We start from the raw sequence: 22526 nt of genomic DNA, 5'->3' as shown, positions 1-22526 counted from the left end.
CCGAAATAATCTTGTGCGAGATTTTTCTAGGTGAGCGTTTATGAAACTTAAATACCCCTAGAAAACAAAATCGTGGAAAGCGTTTTGAATATGATTCTTAGGTCCAGTACAATGGATTTGTTCTTGATATAATACAGGTCGTATTCCAGTTTTCTTATGGAGTCCTCCAAATTTTCCCCGTACTTGTATTTTACTTGTGCCCAACCGGATATGCCGGGCTTTACCAGGTGTCTCACATTATAAAATGGGGTAACCTCGTTCAATTTGTCCACAAATACCTTTCGTTCCGGGCGTGGACCTATAAACGACATGTCCCCCCGGATTATGGACCATACTTGGGGGAGCTCATCTACCCTGAACTTACGGAGTACTTTTCCAAACTTGGTCACCCTCGCGTCGTTTTTAGTGGCCATTTTGGCACCTTTCTTCTCCGCATCCACTACCATCGACCTAAATTTGAACACTTTATATTCCTTACCGTGTTTACCTACCCTTAATTGGGTATAAAAGAGAGGGCCAGGATTCAAAAATATATTCAGAAGAAAAACAAACGGGATCGACAGCAAAAAGGCGAGGCCAGAAACAAATGTCAAAAAGAAATTAAAGGTGAAATTGGCAATCCCTTGAATGTAATGGATTTTATTATTGCTCAACTGCAGCACTTCGTACAAACTATCGTTGTGGGAATCGATAGGTAATGCTTCGTATGTGCTTTCGTAGAAGGAGGTGTAGGTGAGTACCTCTTTACCCGACAAAAGGGAGTTCACGAGCATATTTTCCATTTGTTTGGAAAAATGGTTGTAACTCCTTGTATTGATGATCAAAGAATCAATATTGTTTTCCAATAATTTGTTTTCGCTGATAGGATCGCTGTCATCAGAATTGAGATAAGTTGACACCACTTTATAGTAGGTTTCATTGCCTTCCTCGCCATTGATGTTGTCCACATTTTTCTGTAATGAATCCTTAGTGGAAGCATCGTAAATGTAAAGCACTCGCTTTACCGTGGGCACAAACTTAAAAATATAATTAAAGAGCAAGCGCCATAAGGAAAGCTGGATAGGACAGAAAATCATGAAAACCAACAGGTACAATTGCCAATAGGCAAAAGCAAAGAAAAAAGTGGTGACGAATACGATGGAAACCGTGAACAAAAAGGTGATCGTGAAAATCCGAATAATGGAGTAGGTTACGGATTTGGGCACCTTTTCCAAATTATAGGTCTCAAAAATATAGGCCAACAAAAAATAGATGACCACACCAATTCCAACAATGGCGATTTGATAGAACAAAGGGTCTTCGTTCTGGTAATCGACGGCCCTTAATACAAAGTTTCTAAGTGACAGACCGATAAGGGTAAGGTCACCCAAAAACAGGATGGATTTTCTTTCAAGAGTATTCAGTAGAGGTTTTGTACTCATATGTTACGGGCCAAATAGGGCTCAGAATTAGTTTTTTTGCGCAAGCGCCAAAGGTAAAAATCTAATAAACAAACGTTCAATTTTATGGATTAATATACAAACACCCGATTTTTTTGACGTTTGACGAAAAGTAGAATAGGTAGGCTTCTTCTGGGGTTTTTAATTCTATTTTTGGGTAAACCTAACATTCATTTTGTTATGACCAAGAACAATCTTCGCATCAATAAAATGTTCCCCGTACGGTTAGTTTTTATAATCGATATACTGTTGACCAGTGTATCTTTTGTACTTTCCTACTTTCTGTGCTCCCTTATCCTTCCGGATATTTGGAAACATGGAATGTTGATTCAATTGCCCATTATTGTTGCGCTTACCTCTTTAATTTTCCTGTTTATCGGTATTTATAAGGGTTATGTAAAGTATGATACCGTTCGTGAGGTGTATAGCATTTTTAACGCTATTTGTTTGGCCAATATTCTGACCATTATCTTAGTGGTTGTCAATGGAAAACTTTTTATGGAAAAGGATTTGATGGTGCCCCTGTCCATCATTATTGTCCATAGTATTTTGAGCTTTAGCGCATTGGCCATATCCCGATATACCTACAAGTACATTACGTTAAAAGTATCAAAGCATATTAAAAACTCTTCCGTTTTGGTATATAATAATACCATGGAAGTTAAAAAATTAAAGTCGATGATTTCCCTTCTTGAAGAGCGTAATGGGGAGAACAATCAGTTTTTGGTGCTCAACAGCGATCATTTTGTGAAACGCTTTAGTGACAAGTATATTTCCAAAGTGGACTCGTGGTACATCCATGAAGATCTATTAAGGTCCGATGATGACCAATATATGGAGTTCATTGATCGCATCTTGAATCAAAACGAGACGGTGTATTTAGTCAATTTGGTAAAAAACTCCGAATCATCGGAATATGAGCTTACCTTGATCAATGTAAACGAAAATGGTATTTTGGTCGAAAAGGAAAGGAAGCTCAAGGAAAAGAAGAAAGTGTTTACAGAGCAAAAAGCGAGCGTAAACGAAAACTTGACTATACCCATTGGTAACAATCCCAATTTTCTAAACCAACAATCCGTTTAAAGATTTTCTTATATGTGATGGGCTAACAGCATTGTTTATTTATAAGACAATCAACCTCTCTGAGAAGTAATTTAAAGGCAATACCCACGCTGTTTCCTCAGTTTAACACGAATACCTTTACAAACCCTAAACCATTGATTGATAGGCTTGTGCTTCGGCATGAAGTTCATCGATCTTTATGGTATTTGGTCTAATTGCCTTCTTCCAATCGTGTAGGCTCACGTCCGTGATATATCTTCGTAGTGTTCCCCGAATAATAGTTCATAAGGATATGAAACATCAAAATATTTGGGGGGTATTTCTCTCCGCTTTACGCAATACACTTCTTTAACCAAACCAACACTAAAATGAAAGAACACTACTCCACAGTGCATAGGTTCGTGGGATTCCTTTGCCTTTTATTCCTATTGATTTATGGACCTTCCCTGTCAGCACAGGTGAGCTTTTCACAAACTTTGCTCGATTATAATGGTAATCAGAACCTAAGCGGAGGAGTAACCGGCATGATGTTCGGGCCCGATAACCGACTCTACGTGACCTCACTCCATGGGAAAGTTAACATTTTTACCATCGAACGAAACGGGACCAACGATTATCAGGTAACCGATGTAGAAGTATTGGATGATATCCAAGACATTGTGAACCATGATGATGACGGTACAGCCTGTAGCGGAAGCTTTTTTCAGTGCAATAACCGAGAAACCATAGGAATAGTGGTTGCAGGATCTGCCCAAAATCCAGTTTTTTATGTGTCTTCCAGTGATGTGCGAATTGGTGCCGGTTCGGGGGGAGGAAATGGCGATGTGGACTTGGATACCAATTCGGGGGTCATTACCCGGTTCAGCTGGACCGGTAGCGCATGGGATGTAGTGGACATTGTTCGAGGCTTGCCTAGATCAGAGGAGAATCACGCCACAAATGGACTGGATTTGGTAACTATTGGGGGTAAACCCTATTTGTTGGTAGCACAGGGCGGACATACCAATGGTGGAGGACCTTCGGTCAACTTTGTATTTTCCACGGAATATGCACTTGCTGCCGCTGTTTTGGCCATTGACCTTGACGCTATCAATGGTATGCCCGTTCAATTGGACAACGGGCGCAAATATATCTACGATTTACCAACACTTGATGACCCTACACGTCCGAATGCCAATGGCATTACCGACCCAGATGCTCCGGGATATGACGGTATAGATGTGAACGACCCTTGGGGGGGTAATGATGGTTTGAATCAAGCCAAAGTGGTGCCCAATGGACCTGTTAAAATACTTTCGCCAGGATATAGAAATGCTTATGATTTGGTTGTGACCGAGTCGGGTGCCCTATATGTAACCGACAATGGAGCCAATGGAGGATGGGGCGGTTTTCCTGTAAATGAAGGTACTGCCAACGTCAATAACGATTATGACCCTAACGAGCCTGGAAGTCAATCCTATTCTGGTGGTGAACATATCAACAATAAAGATCATCTGCAATTGGTCACCACAGACTTGTCTTCCTATGTATTTGGCCAATATTATGGAGGGCATCCTAATCCTGTAAGGGCAAATCCTTCGGGAGCAGGTTTGTACACTGCCCCGGGAGATGGAAATGCGGGTGCTGTTTTTAGGACCCAAATCTATGATCCAAGTTCACCAGGCAGTGGATATACTAGTAACCCAGCTATCGCACTTCCTGCAGATTGGCCTCCCGTTCCTTTGGAACTGGCCAATGTGGTTGAAGGGGACTGGCGCGGTCCCGATGAGGACAATCCCGATGGGCCCTTGGATGGCGAAATAGCCGTATGGGGTACAAATACCAATGGAATTGCAGAATACCGAGCGTCCAACTTTAATGGGGCCATGCAAGGCGATTTATTGGCAACCGCCAGCAATGGAAATATAAGAAGGGTACAGCTGACCGCTAACGGCCAATTGGAAAGTCTGAACCAAAGTTTTTTGTCTGGGACCAAAGGATATATCTTGGGAATTGCCACAACCGATGACGATGAGATTTTCCCAGGAACTATTTGGACTGGGGATTTGAGCGGTAATATACAGGTTTTTGAACCTTTGGACTTTGTGGAATGTGTTTTGCCAGGTAGTCCAGGGTATCAACCCACTGCTGATAATGATTTTGATGGCTATTCCAATCAAGATGAAATAGATAACGGCACCGATATCTGCAATGGGGGGTCCCAACCGTCGGATTTTGATAGTCTGCAAGGCGGGACATTGGTTTCCGATTTGAACGATCCCGATGACGACTTCGATGGTATTCCCGATGTGGAGGACCCTTTTCAACTGGGTGACCCCAGCACAAACGGAAGCGATGCTTTCAGCCTGCCGGTAGCTAACGACTTTTTTAATTATCAACAAGGGTTGGGCGGCTATCTTGGCTTGGGACTAACAGGTTTTATGAACAACGGAATGGGAGACGGAAACTGGCTGAATTTTACAGATAGGCGGGATGATCCCAACGACCCCAACCCCAACGATGTTATGGGCGGAGCACCGGGCATTATTACGATGCACATGACATCCGGGACGGCACTGGGAATTGCGAACACGCAGGAAAAAGGACTGCAGTATGGTGCCCAAGTAGATGCTTCCACAGGAGTTTTTCGAGTTACCGGTGGCATGGTAGGATTCACTGGAGCCTCGCGCTTATATGGAAACACAGCAGCGACCAACGGAGAACTAGGCTTTTTCATTGGAGATGGAACTCAATCCAATTATATCAAATTTGTAGTCAATACCAATGGGTTTGTTGTCCTACAAGAGGTAAATGACATTCCTGGTACACCGATTTCAGTCACCATAGCCGAATCTGATCGCCCTGAAAGCGGAATTTTATTTCATTTTGTGGTAGACCCAGCCACCGGAACTGTGAATTTTGAGTATCAAATAGATGGCGCAAGTCCTGTTGCAATAGGTGAATTGACCGCAGAGGGCCCGATACTGGAAGCCATTCAAAACCAAGGAACCGATTTAGCGCTAGGGCTCATAGGAACATCAAATACCGAAGGGGTGGAACTGGAGGGCAGCTGGGACTTTCTGAATATCAGTGGAAGCTCACCTATCGTGGCACAAGAAATATCCGATCTGGAAAAAATTGTTGGATCTTCCGATGAAATCATTGATTTGGACACTGTTTTTGATGACAACCAGGGAGTTGAAAACCTTGATTATGCTTTAATGAACAACACAAACCCTGAGATTGGAGCGAGCATAGTAGGGAATACACTAACTGTTTCATTCCCATCCACTGCGGCACAAAGCACGATTACCGTCAGGGCCACAGATGATGAGTCGCTGTTTGTGGAAACATCATTTAACGTTACCGTTATAGAAGAAGGTATTGTATTGTATAGGGTGAATTCAGGTGGACCTACCATAGCCTCTATTGACGGCGGTATCGCATGGGGTGCGGACCAGCCCTCGAATAACTCTCCCTATTTGTCAGAACCAGGATCAAACAGCTCATATGTGGGTGGCATTACCAATCTGCATCCTACTGTCGATGCCAATGTTGCCCCTTTGGGCATATTCAATACAGAACGGTTTGACACAACCGGTGGAGTTCCTAATATGACCTATTCCTTTCCAGTTCCCAGCAATGGCAATTATGAAATAAGACTCTATATGGGCAACGGCTATTCAGGAACATCCCAGCCAGGAGATCGTATTTTTGATGTGCTCATAGAAGGAATCGACTTACCACTCTTAAAAGATATTGATCTGTCTGATGCATATGGACATGCAACGGGGGCCGTAGTGAGTCGTATCGTAAAAATAAACGATGGAGCCATTGATATCGAATTTTTGCATGGAGCCATTGAGAACCCACTAGTTAACGGAATTGAAATTTTGGATGTAGCGGATGGCGACACTCCTATCTACGTATTTGATATACCAGACCAAATGAGCGGTCTTGGTGAACAGCTCAATGGAGGTTTGATTGTAGATGCCCATGGAGGCGATGGTAACCTTACCTATTCAGCTGAGGGTTTGCCGCCAGGGCTTTTTATTGAACCTACCAACGGACAGATTGGAGGCACAGTGGAGGCAATTGCGGCGCAAGGCAGTCCCTATACCGTAACGATAACCATCGACGACAATGATGGTAGCTCTCAGGATGCAACGGTCATTAGTTTTCAATGGAGTATTGAGGGAGAATACCTTTGGACAGATAAAAATGAGAACTTGAACTATACCGCGCGACATGAAAACTCCTTCGTACAGGCAGGTGACAAATTTTATCTTATGGGAGGTCGGGAAAATTCTCAGACTATTGATATTTATGATTATACAACAAATACTTGGACATCGCTGGCCAACTCAGCTCCAATGGAATTCAACCATTTTCAAGCTACCGAATATAAAGGTCTTATTTGGGTAATTGGGTCTTTTCAGACAAATGTATTTCCCAACGAGGTTCCTGCTGAATTTATATGGATGTTCGACCCTGCCAGCCAAGAATGGATTCAAGGGCCCGAAATACCTGAAAACCGACGTAGAGGGTCTGCCGGATTAGCAGTCTACCAAGATAAATTTTATATCGTTGGAGGAAATACGGATGGACACGATGGAGGATATGTCCCTTGGTTCGACGTATACGACCCATCCAATGGAACATGGACAACCTTGACCGATGCACCTAGGGCAAGGGATCATTTTTCAGCTGTGGTCATTGGTGATAAGTTATATGCGGCGGGAGGGAGACTATCCGGAGGTGCTGGTGGGGTTTGGGCGCCAACCATAGCCGAGGTGGATGTATACGATTTTACAAATGGAACTTGGAGTACATTGCCCAATGCCCAAAATATCCCTACACCGAGGGGCGGGGCAGCTACGGTCAATTTTAATGACAGATTACTTGTTATTGGAGGCGAGGTTGAAGATGAGGTGGTATATGGAGTATTAACCGACGATGCCTTGAAGATTACCGAAGAATATGACCCAGTTTCATCTTCATGGACCCGGCTGCCTGACTTAAACCATGAAAGGCATGGAACCCAAGCTATCGTATCTGGTCCTGGGGTACATATACTTGCAGGATCACCAAGTAGGGGTGGTGGGAACCAAAAAAACATGGAGTTTTTGGGAGTGGACTCCCCTGTAGGAACTCCAAGTCAGTCTAGTGTGATACAGGTTCCGGAAAGTGTAGTTTTCGAGAGTGACCAAATCGTACCAATTGACCTATCGGTAATAGATGGGAACGTAGGGGTATTTGTTCGATCTATGGAAATCACTGGGGTCAACGCTTCGGATTTCAATATTGACTCTGGTGACTTAACCAATGCATTTCTTAGTCCAAATCAAACCCACACAATTACCGTTTCATTAAATGAAAATAGTCAGGTAAAAACAGCAAATTTGATTATTGAGTATGGCAATTCGAATACAGCAAGTATTGCGCTTAGTAATAATCCGGGTTCGGTGTTTTCCGTGACCAACCCGGGTGATCAAAACAATAATGAAGGAGATATAGTTTCCTTGCAAATTCAGGCGACCAGTGCGAACAACCTTACTTTTAATGCTACGGGACTACCGCCTAATTTGACCATTGATGAAAATACTGGACTTATTTCTGGCACTATTGACGAAGGTGTTGTGAGCGATGGAGGGACAGCGTTCAACGAAGAAAACGGATTGGTAATCGTAGAGGCCGAGTCTGGTAATACTTCGGGTTGGAATTTAACCACCTTGGATGGAGAAACTGGTATTATTGCCAATAATAACAGTTTTAGTGGTCAGAACGGGTCTACCATACTTTATGAAATCAACATTGAACAAGCAGGGGTGTATCGATTCAATTGGAGAAGTTTTTATTCGGGAGGTAGCTCAACGGACGAAAACGACAACTGGTTGAGATTTCCGAACAACGACGATGTCTGGTTTTTTGGTTTTGACGAATCTGCAGGAAACCCTGGTAATGAGGCGTCCATAATTGCTAACCTCCAAGGTTCCCAGACGGATATCGTCTTTCCAAGGGGAACATCAAGAATTACAACAGCGACCACTCCAGAAGGATCTAGCAGCAATGGCTATTTTAAAATATATCGTAGTGGTGGTTCTTCCGAGGTATATGACTGGCAGGCAAGGACCAGCGACAATGATCCCCATGGAATTTATATATGGTTTGTAAACCCCGGAACCTACACCATGGAAATCTCCGAACGCTCTTCTGGGCATGCTATAGATCGTTTTGCTTTGTATAAAGTAGACGAGTATGGCTTTAATTATAATCCCAACAATCTCACTGACCTTCCAGAATCACAACAAAGTGGTAGTATTGGAGGTCCAGGGGCAGCGGACAATAGTCCGTATAACGTATCTGTTACCGTAACCGATAATGGAAATCCTGGAGGTACCGAAACTGTTAACTTTTTATGGTACGTTGGTCAAGTTGGAAGTAGCGGGGTTCCTACCGCAAATGCTGCTGCGGATATAACATCTGGCGATGCCCCATTGGAGGTACAATTCACGGGCAGCAATTCGTTGGACGATGTAGGGATAAGCAGTTACCAATGGAACTTCGGTGACGGCAGTTCGGTCTCGAACGAGGCCGACCCTGTCCATACCTATGCCAATGTTGGCACGTACAATGCTGTTCTGACGGTTACCGATGCCGATGGCCAGACCGATACCGATACGCTGACCATAAACGTGACGGGGCCCATCAGCGAGGGCGTGGTAAGCTTCACCTTGGTCGATGCGTCCACGGACACGGACCTATTGACCCTTTCCGATGGCCAGCAGCTGGACCTTGGTCCCACTGGCGGTCAGTCGCTGAACGTTCGGGCGAACACCTTGGCAGGACCTGGCAGTGTACTTTTGGAATTGACGGGCCCAGTGACCGTTTCCCGTCGTGAAGGTGTAGCACCGTATGCGCTTTTCGGAGATATATCGGGCAACTATAATGAGGAAAACCTTCCCTTAGGAGACTATACGCTGACGGCCACGGCCTATAACGGCGGTACGGCGAGCAGTGGGGTTATGGGCCAGCCCTTGACCATTACGTTCTCGATTGTGGCCAGTACGGGTGGAGTTCCCACAGCAGTGGCAACGGCCGATGTGGAATCGGGCGAAGCACCCTTGACAGTGAACTTCACGGGCAGCAATTCATTGGATGATGTCGGGATAAGCAGTTATCAGTGGGATTTTGGTGACGGCAGTGCGTTCTCGAGTGAAGCTGACCCTACCCACACCTATACCAACGCAGGTAATTACAGTGCCGTGCTCACCGTTACCGATGGTGACGGTCAACAGGATACCGATACGGTCACCATCACGGTCACCATTCCGTTAAGCGCCCCTCCTTCGGCATTGGCCCAAGCGGACCAATTGGAAGGCGATGCCCCATTGGAGGTACAATTCACGGGCAGCAATTCGTTGGACGATGTAGGGATAAGCAGTTACCAATGGAACTTCGGTGACGGCAGTTCGGTCTCGAACGAGGCCGACCCTGTCCATACCTATGCCAATGTTGGGACGTACAATGCGGTTCTGACGGTTACCGATGCCGATGGGCAGACCGATACGGATACGGTCACCATAAACGTGACGGGGCCCATCAGTGAGGGCGTGGTAAGCTTCACCTTGGTCGATGCGTCCACGGACACGGACCTATTGACCCTTTCCGATGGCCAGCAGCTGGACCTTGGTCCCACGGGCGGTCAGTCGCTGAACGTTCGGGCGAACACCTTGGCAGGACCTGGCAGTGTACTTTTGGAATTGACGGGCCCAGTGACCGTTTCCCGTCGTGAAGGAGTGGCACCTTACGCACTGTTCGGCGATTCATCGGGCAACTATGAAGGGCAGGACCTTCCATTGGGAGACTACACCTTGACGGCCACGGCCTACAACGGCGGTACGGTGGGCAGTGGGGTTATGGGCCAGCCCTTGACCATTACGTTCTCGATTGTGGCCAGTACGGGTGGAGTTCCCACAGCAGTGGCAACGGCCGATGTGGAATCGGGCGAAGCACCCTTGACAGTGAACTTCACGGGCAGCAATTCATTGGATGATGTCGGGATAAGCAGTTATCAGTGGGATTTTGGTGACGGCAGTGCGTTCTCGAGTGAAGCTGACCCTACCCACACCTATACCAACGCAGGTAATTACAGTGCCGTGCTCACCGTTACCGATGGTGACGGGCAACAGGATACCGATACGGTCACCATCACGGTCACCATTCCGTTAAGCGCCTTTCCTTCGGCATTGGCCCAAGCGGACCAATTGGAAGGCGATGCCCCATTGGAGGTACAATTCACGGGCAGCAATTCGTTGGACGATGTAGGGATAAGCAGTTACCAATGGAACTTCGGTGACAGCAGTTCGGTCTCGAACGAGGCCGACCCTGTCCATACCTATGCCAATGTTGGCACGTACAATGCTGTTCTGACGGTTACCGATGCCGATGGGCAGACCGATACGGATACGGTCACCATAAACGTGACGGGGCCCATCAGTGAGGGCGTGGTAAGCTTCACCTTGGTCGATGCGTCCACGGACACGGACCTATTGACCCTTTCCGATGGCCAGCAGCTGGACCTTGGTCCCACGGGCGGTCAGTCGCTGAACGTTCGGGCGAACACCTTGGCAGGACCTGGCAGTGTACTTTTGGAATTGACGGGCCCAGTGACCGTTTCCCGTCGTGAAGGTGTAGCACCGTATGCGCTTTTCGGAGATATATCGGGCAACTATAATGAGGAAAACCTTCCCTTAGGAGACTATACGCTGACGGCCACGGCCTATAACGGTGGTACGGCAAGTAGCGGGGTCATGGGTCAGCCATTGACTATTAGCTTCTCGGTGGTTACAGGTTTGGGTGCAAAAGGGGCTTCTTTGGATACGGTTGATTCGCAAAGGGAAATGGAAACTCAATCCAATAGTAATGGAAACACTGTTCCTTTTGACGTTATTCTATTCCCGAATCCAGGCGCAACAAATATCACATTGACGGCCATTAATGAGGATGTTGAGCTGCGAGATTTGATGTTTTTCAATTCATCAGGACAGTTGGTACGTAGATTCTTACCATCAAATTTTATGGACGGAAAAGGTAGGTATAGCTTTCCTATCCATAGTTTACAATCGGGAGTGTACCATTTGAAAATGATGACTACGGAAGGTAGAATATATTTCAAACAATTGATTGTCAGAAAATAACTCTGTGTGATAGCCTGAAATTGACAAATGATAACAGATGATAGCGCCCTTGAAAACGGCGCTATTTTTTTTGTCCTGTATGGAGAATTCAGGGGAAGATGGGGCAATAATGTTTAACAATATTGAATCTTGAACTCAATAAAAGGTACGAATGGTACTATCGATTATAGGAAGTAGCTGTTGTATTTCTTTCTTGGATACCTTCACATCCTTTAATAAGCTAAGCTGTCTTATATTGTGAATGTCGCTTCCAACAAAATTGATGAGGTCGTCGTCCAATAGCTTTTTGGCTATTTTTTGTACTCCTGTTCCGTAGGCTTCTGGGCTTAACGACAGCAAATTAAGCTGAAACAAAACACCATCAGCCTTCAAGGAAGGATACTTCCCATATTTTCCATGAAAGTACATGTACCGTTCCGGATGTGCCAAAATGGGAAAAACCCCTTTCTTTTTTACTTTGTCAACGGCAATATCAAAATTAAAGGATGGTTGCAGGTAAGACATTTCTACGAGCAAATAATCTTGTGCCATAGGCATCACTTGTTGTTCCTTCAAAATATGCTCAAAATTATCATCGATCATATGCTCTGCGGCATACGCCAAATTAACATCCAATAGCGAACTCGAATCCAATTCCTTTCTAAGTCTATCATGGGATGCTTTTATCGTCTCAGGAGTATTGTCGTAGACGTTATGCATAATGTGGGGAGTGCACACAAAGGAAGTGACTCCGATTTCAGAGAAGCCCTTGATCAGGGCCATGGAGTCCTCCACCGTTTTTGCCCCATCGTCGATTCCGGGCAAAATATGGTTGTGGATATCCACCAATCCATGTAGATGATCCACGAGGAATTCCTTTTTCTGAAAAATATGGAACATGTGTAAAATTTGGACTTCAAAGATAAGGGATATGCAGACTTGGGCAACCCTATCCAAACCAAATAAGACCATTTAGCTTTCATAAACCAAAAAACCGCCCTTTGGGAGGTCGGTTTCATGGATTCACTACTTCTATATGTTTTAACTAAACTCAGGTCTAAGATAAGGTTTCGTTGTACACAGCGCGACTAATAAAAGATCAAAAAGGTTAATGAAAGATTAATAGGGTTAACCATTGGGTAATTAGCTGGTATATTTTTGTTTATTTAGCGGTATGCTGACCAAGAGGAACCTCTATGTACTAGTTTTTGTGATTGCCGTTATTGGGCTACTGGTGGTGCAGTACCAATATTTACGAGTGGGGCTTGGTTTGGCAAAAGCCCAGTTTTCGGATAAAATTGATAAGGCCCGGGTAAACATCAACAGTGAACTATCCGAAGTCAACTCGCTGACCTACACCTTGGGCAATGCCATACGAAAGGATACCTCGGAGGTCAAGATCGGGCTCGATAGCCTCCAAAAGGCCTCCCAATATTATCTGAACGATTATATATCCTATCAATTGAATGTCTCGGGAATTGATGCTCCTTTCACCTACACTTTGTACTCTAGGGATTCCATTACCTATGTAAGCTCGGTTAAACCACATCTCAGGGCAGAGAAAAACCTCACATATCCGATAAAAGTAAGAGGGTATTTGCCAGAACTGTTGAAAAAGGAAATTATCCTCGAAATTGGATTTGAAGACTTGAACAATTATTTTTTGGGACAGATACGTGGATTGATTATTCCAGGACTGTTGTTCCTGCTGATGATCATTATCGTAGTTATTTGGGTGCTCAAATCGTTCTATTTGCAGCGAAGTATCAATACCACCACAAACGATTTTATCAATAACCTAACCCACGAACTTAAGACGCCTGTATTTTCCATTGGGCTGGCAACCAAAATACTGGAACAGGATATGCCCGAAAACAAGAGGGCAGTGGTCGAATTGATTCGAACAGAATCCGATAGGCTCAAAAAACATATTGACAAGGTGCTGGAACTGGCCAGTATGGAATCGGGCAAAAAACTGCTGCAGTTTCAGGAAATCGATTTTAAGCCCGAAATGGAACGTATCTGCAATGGTTTTGCATTATTGGCTGAACATGAAGGCATCGATTTTGAATTTGAATTGGAGAACGGACCCTACATCATCCGCGCAGAAAAATTCCACTTGGAAAATGTAGTGGCCAATTTATTGGAGAATGCAAAGAAATATTCGGATGATCCGGTTGTAAAACTTAAGGCGTATAAGCAAAAAGGAAAGCTTTTCATTAGTATAGCCGACAACGGCCAAGGGATAGCCCAAGAGGATATTAAAAAGATTTTCAGGAAATACTTTCGCATCAAAAATGGCGATGTTCACAAAGTTAAAGGCTATGGCCTTGGGCTCTACTACGTCCAAAAAATCATTAAAATGCACCGCGGTGCCATTCAGGTGCAGAGCGAACCGGGACAAGGGACCACATTTACCCTTTCCCTAAAACTGACGAAACATGGAGAAAAAATATAAACTGATTTTGGTAGAGGATGATAATTCCTTGGGCTACTTGCTCTCGGAGTACCTAGGGATGAAGGGTTTCGCCGTAACATGGGCCAAAGACGCATCAGAAGCCATACAAAAAACAAAGACCAGCGTTTTTGACCTGGCGATTTTGGATGTAATGCTTCCCGATATGGATGGTTTTGAGCTCTCCCAAAAAATAAAGGGAATCAACCCCGAACTGCCCTTTATTTTCCTGACCGCGCGTTCCATGAAAATCGATGTCCTCAAAGGATTTTCCTTAGGTGCCGTAGATTATTTGAAAAAACCCATAGACGAGGAAGAGCTCGTGGTGCGAATCAATGCGCTGTTGGCCCGGTTGGTGAATACGGAAGAGAAAGAAGTACAGGTGGCCCAATATGAAATTGGCGATTATGTGCTGAACATGGAAAATTTTGAACTCAGTTTTAAGGGACAACCCATTAAATTGACTGGAAAAGAATTTGATTTACTGGCCCTTTTGGCCAAGAACAAGAATCAACTGTGTACCCACAAGGAAATCCTGACCACCGTTTGGGACAAAAATGATTACTTCAACAAAAAAAGCCTTAACGTATTTATCTCACATTTGCGTAAACATCTTTCGCAAGACCCAAAATTGAGCATTGTTAATGTGAGTCGAAGGGGATTTATGCTTCGGGTAGAAGGGGAGTAGTCAATTATTCTGGCTTGATTTTTGATGTCTTTTTCTGTAAATCAGCTCCTCGATGATTTCGATGATCAAGTTTTTTACAAAAAGCACGCAAACTCCTTCGTTGCGGCAATTGGACCAATTATACGCCCAAACCATTTGCAAGTGTCCCTTGCAAGAACAGATTTCCTATTGCCAAAGATTGATCGAAAGCGCAAAGTTTCATCTTGGGCAATCCTGCCCCAAAAAAGACGCTACACACCTAAAACTACTAATCCAAGCCGCCAGTTTAGAACTTCAGCGTCTACACGACAAAGGCAGTTCTCATTAGCTGTAATTTTTATCAAGTCCCATTTTGGGCTAAAAAGCCTTACTTTTAGGATTGAAAATGATGTAAAATGAAAAAATCAATCCTCTTACTAGCCTTATTCTTTTTATCCATAAACGCATTCGCAACAGAAACCAAGCTGATGGTGCGTGCCAAGGCCAAAGACGCCAAGTTTGTGGGAAGCTCCATTGGGGGGGCACATGTCATCGTTCGGAATACATTGAACGGCGAAATACTGGCCGAGGGCAATACCACGGGCTCAACCGGCAATACTGATTTGATCATGAAAAGTGCCCACGAACGCTATACGCAATTGAGCGATGAAAACACAGCAGGCTTCTTGGCGGTGGTTGATATTGAAGAGCCTACCTTGGTTAGCGTAGAAGTCCTTTCCCCAGTACATAAGAAAAATGCACGGATACAGGCAAGTACGGAACTTTGGCTGATTCCCGGCAAAGACATCTTGGGTGACGGAATCATTCTTGAAATCCCGGGATTTGTGGTAGATATCTTAAAGCCCAATACCCACCAATACATCGCGTTGGAATCGATACCCAAATCAGGTTTGCCCATTGAGGCCCATATTGTAATGATGTGCGGCTGTCCCATTGAAGCTGAGGGTATTTGGGACTCCAATCTTATGGAGGTGAAGGCTATGATAAAAAAGGATGGCGAAACCATAGGGGAAGTCCAGCTCACCAACCCAAGCCAGAACACTTTTAAGGGCGCTATGACCGTTTCCGAAGCTGGATATTACCAGATCACGGTCTATGCCTACAATCCTCAAACAGGAAATACAGGGGTAGACATGGTAAATTATGTGATAAGGGAATAGTTTTTTTAGAGATTGCCGCATCTACATAAATTCAATTGCTTGCAACGCTTAAAATCGGTACCTTTTCGGTGCATAATCCAACCAACCTTTTATGAGGCCGAAACATCTTTTTAAGTTAATCGGGTGCATCTTTATCATTGCATGCGAATCCCATCCCAAAATGGATGTTTTGGCCGAAGGTATTCCACTGCAGATGGCCGAATACAGAAAAGGCCAGGTGTCCAACGTAGTTTACCACCTATTTTTTGATGTTCCTTCGGAAAAGGAAGAGCCGATTCCCTCGACCCTGGAATTGGAGCTCGAAATCAATGACTTGTCACAGCCCTTATATCTTGATTTTAATGCAGATGCCTCTCTGTTGAAAAGCATTCAAGTGAATGGGGAATCCCAAGAAATTGACCATCAAAAGGAACACATTATCATCGAGAAGGGAGTGAAAAAAGGTCCCAATACCATCAAAATCACCTTCCATGCCGGAGAACTTTCATTGAACCGAAATGAGGATTATCTCTATACCTTGCTGGTTCCGGATAGGGCTAGCACCTTGTTCCCATGTTTTGACCAACCCAACATCAAGGCGAAATATGTTCTGGATATTACAGCCCCATCAGATTGGACGGTACTCTGTGGAGCCCCATTGCAGAAACGTACTTTACGAGGCGATAAAATGCATTATGCCTTTGAGACCAGTGACCCGATGAGTACTTATTTGTTTTCCATGGTAGCAGGAAAGTTTGAATCGGTCACCGAAAACCCAGGACAGTTTGATATGACCTTACTGTATCGAGAAACGGATTCTGCCAAAATAGCCTTCAGTCTGCCCAAAATATTTGATTTGCACCAACGGTCCATCGATTTTTTAAAGGATTACACCCAATTCGACTTTCCGTTCAAGAAATTGGACTTCGCAGCCATTCCGGGGTTTCAATATGGGGGAATGGAGCATGTTGGGGCCATCCAATACCGTCAAGGTTCCATTTTTTTGGATGAAAGCGCAACGGAACGAAGGCTCATGGGAAGTGCCAAGCTCATTGCCCATGAAACCTCTCACATGTGGTTCGGGGATATGGTCACGATGGATTGGTTCAACGATGTTTGGATGAAAGAGGTTTTTGCCAATTTTATGGCCGATAAAATTATCAATCCCGCCTTTCCCAACATTAACCATAAGCTGCAATTTATGATGTCCCATTACCGTGGAGCGTATGGAGAGGACAGAACCCGAGGTACCAACCCCATCAGACAAGATCTGGACAACCTCAAAAATGCCGGAAGTTTATACGGCGGCATTATTTATAACAAAGCACCGATTATGATGCGCCAACTAGAGGCGACCATAGGGGAGAAAGCGTTTCGTGATGGTATTCGGGAGTACATCAAAACCTATGCTTACTGGAATGCCACTTGGAACGATTTGGTCGATATTTTGGATGAAAAAACTCCGACCGACCTCAAAGCTTGGAGCGAGGTATGGGTAAATCAATCCGGAAGGCCCATCTTAACCGATGAGATCAGTTATCAAAATGGAAAAATTTCGAAGTTTACCATTTCACAACAGGCAGAAGATGGGAGTGATAAGCTGTGGCCACAGTCCTTTGAGATTACCTTGGTCTATCCCGATAGCACCAGAACCATTCCTGTAGTTATTTCAGATGGTAGTGTGGAGGTGAATTTGGCCGAAGGACTCCCTAAACCCAAGACGATTATTTATAATTCTGACGCCTTTGGGTATGGACTTTTTCCTATCGATACAGACCATTTGGGCGTCATTGCCAAGCTATCTGATGAGGTGGCCCGTGCCTATGCCTATTTGAATACGTTTGAAAACGCCCTATCGGCAAAACTGGACCCCATTTTGGCTTTTGATGTATTTATGAACGGTGTACTGAACGAGCCAAACGAATTTGTGCATGGTATCATCAGCGGGCAGGCAAGCCACTTGTTCTGGAACTTCTTTACCCAAGAGCAACGGGTTGCGGCACAGTCGGAGGTGGAAGCGCTCCTTTGGAACGAGCTGTTTAAAGATCGATACAGACCCAACATCAAAAAAAACCTGTTTGAACTTTGGAAGGATTTGGCCTATTCCAAAAATGGAAGGGAACGGTTGTACGCTGTTTGGAACAAAGACCAAAAAATTCCTGGACTGAGGCTTAATAAGGACGATTTTACCGAAATGGCGCTATTACTTTCCGTGTATGACCATGAACTAGCAACGACCATTTTGGAAAGGGCCAAGGGCGAATTGGACAATCCCGATAAAATAGAACGTTTTGAATTTTTGATGCCTGCGGTAAATTCGGACCAAGAGGTAAGGGCAGATTTTTTTGAATCCTTTGAGAATCCCAAGAACCGTGAGAAAGAATCCTGGGTGGTGACCGCGTGCGGGTATTTGCACCATCCACTGCGGCAAAAAACGGCGATTGCAGAACTGCCTTTGGCGTTGGATTTGTTGGAAGAAATACAAAAAACAGGGGATATTTTCTTCCCGAAGCGTTGGTTGTCGGCAACGGTTGGTCAATATCAGTCTCCAGAAGCCTATCAGATGGTGGAAACATACCTCGGGGAGCATCCGGAATTGGAACCTTCCCTAAAGGGAAAGTTGTTACAAGCTACGGATGATCTGTATCGGTTTACAAAAATGACCGGGAATTAGAGATTCGGTATTGTTTCAATATTCAGAAATGTTTTAGCCCCCAAAGCATGATTTTGCTTTTTTTTATCATAAACTTTTATTGAAATAGGAGGTAAGGGATTATATTCAACCTCGAATACATTAAAATCAAAATTAGAATGAAAAAAGTCTTTTGGGGTATAGGAGCTATTCTGCTGTTTTGTAGCCATGACATGTTCTTGAAATTGGACAATTATTTTCTGGAGCCAAATACGCAGGCCACAATCCAATTGTTTAATGGCACTTTTGAAAAAAGTGAAAATGTAATCGATAGAAACCGTATGTTGGATGTAAGTTTGGTGGGCAATGGCCAGCGCATCCAGGTGGACTCAACCCAATGGACCGAAAGAGATAGCATCACTTTTTTGAATTTTACCACAGGGAATCCCGGAACTTGGGTGGCTGGGGTTTCCACCGCCCCACGGAACATTGCGTTGGATGCGAAATCGTTCAATGATTATTTGGAACATGATGGTGTTGTGGATATGTTGGAATGGCGAAAGAATAACGGAGCACTTGAAGAGGATGCTGTTGAAAAATATTCCAAGCATGTCAAGACCATTTTTCAGGTAGGGGATAGCCTATCCGAAGATTGGAATACCGAACTCGGGTATCCCATTGAGTTTATACCGCTGGAAAATCCCTACGATTTGCACGCGGGTCACTCGTTAAAAGTCAAATTACTCTATGGCGGGAAACCTTTGGCCAATCAATTGGTCATTATCGGTTCACAAACAACTGGGGAATCCACTGCTATTGAGCACAGCCATGATGGTGGTGAGCCCCATACCCATGAAAGTGGAGAGACAGCAGACCATGATCATAATTCGGGACTTCAGCTTCGAACCGATGATGCCGGTATTTTGGAATTTACAATTGCCTCCGAAGGAATCTGGCATTTAAGAACCATCTACATGGTCCAATCCGAAGAGGAGGGGCTGACCCACGAGTCCAACTGGGCCACACTGACCTTTGCCGTTGGTTCGGGGCATAGCGCAGAACATGATCACCATGCTGCCGACGAGCATGGACATGCCCACGAAGAGGAGCAAGGTTTCCCTTCCTACGTCTTTTGGTTGGTCAGTTTGGTGGTGATAGCTGGTCTCTTCCTGTATTTCAAAAATGCAAAGAAATAAATGTTCGGATTTTTTAAGGTTAAACCGCTATTGCTTCTGGGACTTTTGTTGTTTCCATCCATATTGTTGGCCCACGATGTAAGTTCCGGTGATCAGCAAATTTTGAACGATGGTGGATTGCTTTCCTACGTTTGGGTAGGAGCTAAACACATGCTTACCGGATATGACCATCTGTTATTTTTGGCAGGTGTTATCTTTTTTTTGAAGGGATTTCGGGATATCGTAAAGTTCATAACCGTATTCACCATTGGGCATAGTATGACGTTGTTGGGAGGAACCTACCTTGGTATTCAGGTCAATGAATATGCAATTGATGCCGTAATCGCATTGAGTGTGCTGTACAAAGGTTTTGAAAACTTGGATGGATTTGGTAAGCTGGGCATTAAATCTCCCAATTTATTGGGAATGGTTTTTTTGTTTGGACTTATCCATGGGTTGGGATTGTCCACAAGATTGCAATCTTTTGATATGGGCCAAGACCAAATCCTTCTAAAGATCATCAGTTTTAACGTTGGTGTTGAATTGGGGCAGATTGCAGCACTCATACCTATTATTTTACTCATCAACAGCTGGAAGGGAAAAACAAGTTATGCAGCTTTTTACAAGGCGTCCAATGTGTATTTGATGATTGTCGGTATTGGCTTGTTAGCCTATCAGCTATATTTGTTTTTCACCCATTCCCATTGACAAGATCAATAAAACTACATCACCACTAGAGCTGCGACAAAAGATTGGTATTGCAGAACTGCCTTGGGCTTTGGATTTGTTGGAAGAAATACAAAAAACAGGTGATATTTTCTTTCCGAAGCGTTGGTTGTTGGCAACAGTTGGTCAGTATAAGTCTCCAGAAGCCTATCAGATGGTGGAAACATTTCTTGGAGAGCATCTGGAATTGGAACCTTCCCCAAAGGGAAAATTGTTACAGGCTACGGATGACCTGTATCGATTTGTTAATCATTGAAAAACAAATGATTATCTTTTTTATGTAACCTAAGTTACTTTGTTTTTCATGTAAATCGCTGTGTAACAGTTTGTTACTGACATAAATCATAGGATTTTAGTATTACTGATTCTAATTTGGTATTTGTTAATTTTTAAAAACAAGTACCATGAAAAAAATTGTAATGTTGGTGTTTGTTGTTTTAGGAACAATGGCACTAAATGCACAGGACAGGGATAGGGACAGGCTCCAAGATCCCGATCAAAATCAAGACCGTTTAATGTTGGTCGATGGTGATGTACTTCAGATTCGCGATCGTGACCAGATTCGTTTGCAAGATCCCTTAACGTTGGATGATGGAACCGTTGTCTATCCTAATGGAACGTATTTGACCCGCGACCGTGACAGACTTAGGTTGAGGGATGGCGAATGTTTGGACAATGATGGTGTCAAATATCGGAATGAATATCAATACCGCTATAAGGTACTGCAATCCGACAAGGGCCTTACCGATCAGCAAGTGAAGGAACGCAACCAAAATAGATTTCAGCTAATGCGCATTGATGGAGAGGTTTATCAAATACGTACACAATCGCAAAATAGATTGCAGGAACGCCTTGAACTTGCCAACGGGATCATGGTAGATCCCAATGGATCCTACATAAACCAAAACCGCGAACAAACAAGGCTCAAGGAAGGAGAATGTTTGAATTTGAGCGGTGAAAAATTCACCAATATGTACAATCATCGAAAAATGATGATGAACAGGCAGATGAAATCCATCAACAACATGAAATCCAAAAAGTCCATGAACAAAACAGCCCTAAAGAAAAAAGGGGGCAGGTAATTTCATAGGATCAATTGAAGGGCTTGTCATTGCTTTAATGGCAAGCCCCCAATGTAACAGTAATTTAGAGTATCATGAAACGTCTCTTCCTTCTTTTGGTTCTGCTTTGTATTGTGCCATACGCTATACTTGCTCAAAGAACAGATCAAGATAAAACTGGGAACAAAGATTCCTATTTCTTGATGGATTTAAGTTATGTCAGCGATGCTGTGTTTATGGGCCGTAGGGATTCCATAGCCGCTCCCTATCTATTGCCTTCCGTAAGCTATTATCATAGTTCTGGTTTATTTGCCGACGCCACGGTTTCCTACTTGGTAGGCTCGGAGGATCAACGTGTGGACCTGTTTTATGTAACGGGTGGATATCTTTTGGGTTCCGACCGTTGGAATATAGGTGTTTCTGCAAGTGCATACTTTTATAACGATGCAAGTTATAATGTTCAATCGGAGACGGTGGCAGATATCACGGGACTGATCGCTTATGATTTTAAGTTGGTTGAACTATCCCTTTATGCCAGTTCTTATTTTAATAGGAAGAGTTCTCCTGACTTTTTTTTGGGGCTGATGGCAGATCGTACCTTCAAGGCGATGAAAGATCGTTTGTTGTTGATGCCGAGATTTTCGGTATATGCGGGCTCTCAGTATTTTTATCAAGAGTACTATGTTACAAGCCGATTAGGAAACAGGAAAACAGGCTCCAGTGGAAAGGGTAGCGGGCAAGGTGGAGCATTGGATGTGAGCCAAACAACAAATGTGCAGATTGCGGAAGCTTCGGAATTCAACATACTTAATGTGGAGTTGAGCCTACCTGTCCAATATCATTTTGATAAATTTATTCTTTCTTTAACCCCAGTTTGGGCAATACCACTAACAAGTGCTACACTCACTACGGAAGCGGGTACGTTTAAAGAGAATTTGAATAGTGTGTTTTACTGGTCCGTAGGTATCGGTTATTGGTTCAACACAAAAAAAAGCCCCTCACTGAAGTAAGG

General features: G+C 44.0%; 13 protein-coding genes. 11 read left to right on the top strand and 2 right to left on the bottom strand.

The window, feature by feature from the left end; all coding sequences use genetic code 11:
• Positions 1-47 precede the first annotated feature (47 nt).
• Complete coding sequence (locus RBB12_RS13855; RefSeq protein WP_306013868.1) at positions 48-1421, bottom strand: exopolysaccharide biosynthesis polyprenyl glycosylphosphotransferase; 1374 nt, start codon at positions 1419-1421, stop codon at positions 48-50.
• 198 nt (positions 1422-1619) lie between these two features.
• On the opposite strand from RBB12_RS13855, the gene RBB12_RS13850 reads away from it, so the two are divergent.
• Positions 1620-2522: a hypothetical protein gene (locus RBB12_RS13850; protein ID WP_306013869.1), complete on the top strand. Its 903-nt coding sequence runs from the start codon at positions 1620-1622 to the stop codon at positions 2520-2522.
• A gap of 347 nt (positions 2523-2869) precedes the next feature.
• Positions 2870-11680, top strand: coding sequence for a PKD domain-containing protein (locus RBB12_RS13845; RefSeq protein WP_306013872.1), 8811 nt, complete (start codon positions 2870-2872; stop codon positions 11678-11680).
• A 135-nt stretch (positions 11681-11815) separates the two neighbouring features.
• Here RBB12_RS13845 and RBB12_RS13840 read toward each other — a convergent pair whose 3' ends face one another.
• The gene (locus RBB12_RS13840; RefSeq protein ID WP_306013873.1) at positions 11816-12559 is read right to left on the bottom strand and encodes a tyrosine-protein phosphatase; all 744 of its coding nucleotides are present in this window, start codon (positions 12557-12559) and stop codon (positions 11816-11818) included.
• Between the two features lie 274 nt (positions 12560-12833).
• Here RBB12_RS13840 and RBB12_RS13835 point away from each other — a divergent pair, with 274 nt between their 5' ends.
• From RBB12_RS13835 to RBB12_RS13795, 9 genes are all read left to right on the top strand, one after another.
• Positions 12834-14117, top strand: a complete 1284-nt coding sequence (locus tag RBB12_RS13835; protein WP_306013875.1) for a sensor histidine kinase — start codon at positions 12834-12836, stop codon at positions 14115-14117.
• A complete protein-coding gene (locus RBB12_RS13830) occupies positions 14101-14802 on the top strand; it encodes a response regulator transcription factor (protein WP_306013876.1) in 702 nt (233 codons plus the stop codon). The genes RBB12_RS13835 and RBB12_RS13830 overlap by 17 nt, the downstream gene beginning before the upstream one ends.
• A gap of 374 nt (positions 14803-15176) precedes the next feature.
• On the top strand, positions 15177-15941 hold the full coding sequence (locus RBB12_RS13825; protein ID WP_306013877.1) for a hypothetical protein: 765 nt from the start codon (positions 15177-15179) through the stop codon (positions 15939-15941).
• A 91-nt stretch (positions 15942-16032) separates the two neighbouring features.
• Positions 16033-18594: a M1 family aminopeptidase gene (locus RBB12_RS13820; RefSeq protein ID WP_306013878.1), complete on the top strand. Its 2562-nt coding sequence runs from the start codon at positions 16033-16035 to the stop codon at positions 18592-18594.
• A 137-nt stretch (positions 18595-18731) separates the two neighbouring features.
• Positions 18732-19748 carry a DUF4198 domain-containing protein gene (locus RBB12_RS13815; RefSeq protein ID WP_306013879.1) on the top strand — a complete coding sequence of 339 codons (1017 nt, stop codon included), beginning with the start codon at positions 18732-18734 and terminating at the stop codon, positions 19746-19748.
• A complete protein-coding gene (locus tag RBB12_RS13810; protein WP_306013880.1) occupies positions 19749-20435 on the top strand; it encodes a HupE/UreJ family protein in 687 nt (228 codons plus the stop codon).
• 70 nt (positions 20436-20505) lie between these two features.
• Entirely contained in the window at positions 20506-20709 is a 204-nt protein-coding gene (locus RBB12_RS13805; RefSeq protein ID WP_306013882.1) for a hypothetical protein, read from the top strand.
• A gap of 148 nt (positions 20710-20857) precedes the next feature.
• A complete protein-coding gene (locus RBB12_RS13800) occupies positions 20858-21535 on the top strand; it encodes a DUF6799 domain-containing protein (protein ID WP_306013884.1) in 678 nt (225 codons plus the stop codon).
• 74 nt (positions 21536-21609) lie between these two features.
• Positions 21610-22524, top strand: coding sequence for a hypothetical protein (locus RBB12_RS13795; RefSeq protein WP_306013885.1), 915 nt, complete (start codon positions 21610-21612; stop codon positions 22522-22524).
• Positions 22525-22526 lie beyond the last annotated feature (2 nt).

The sequence above is a fragment of the Allomuricauda sp. MMSF_3307 genome, assembly GCF_030733585.1.
In the GTDB taxonomy this organism is placed as follows: domain Bacteria; phylum Bacteroidota; class Bacteroidia; order Flavobacteriales; family Flavobacteriaceae; genus Flagellimonas.
The sequence above is the reverse complement of the archived record's forward strand: the minus strand, read 5'-3'. Positions and strand labels throughout refer to the sequence as shown.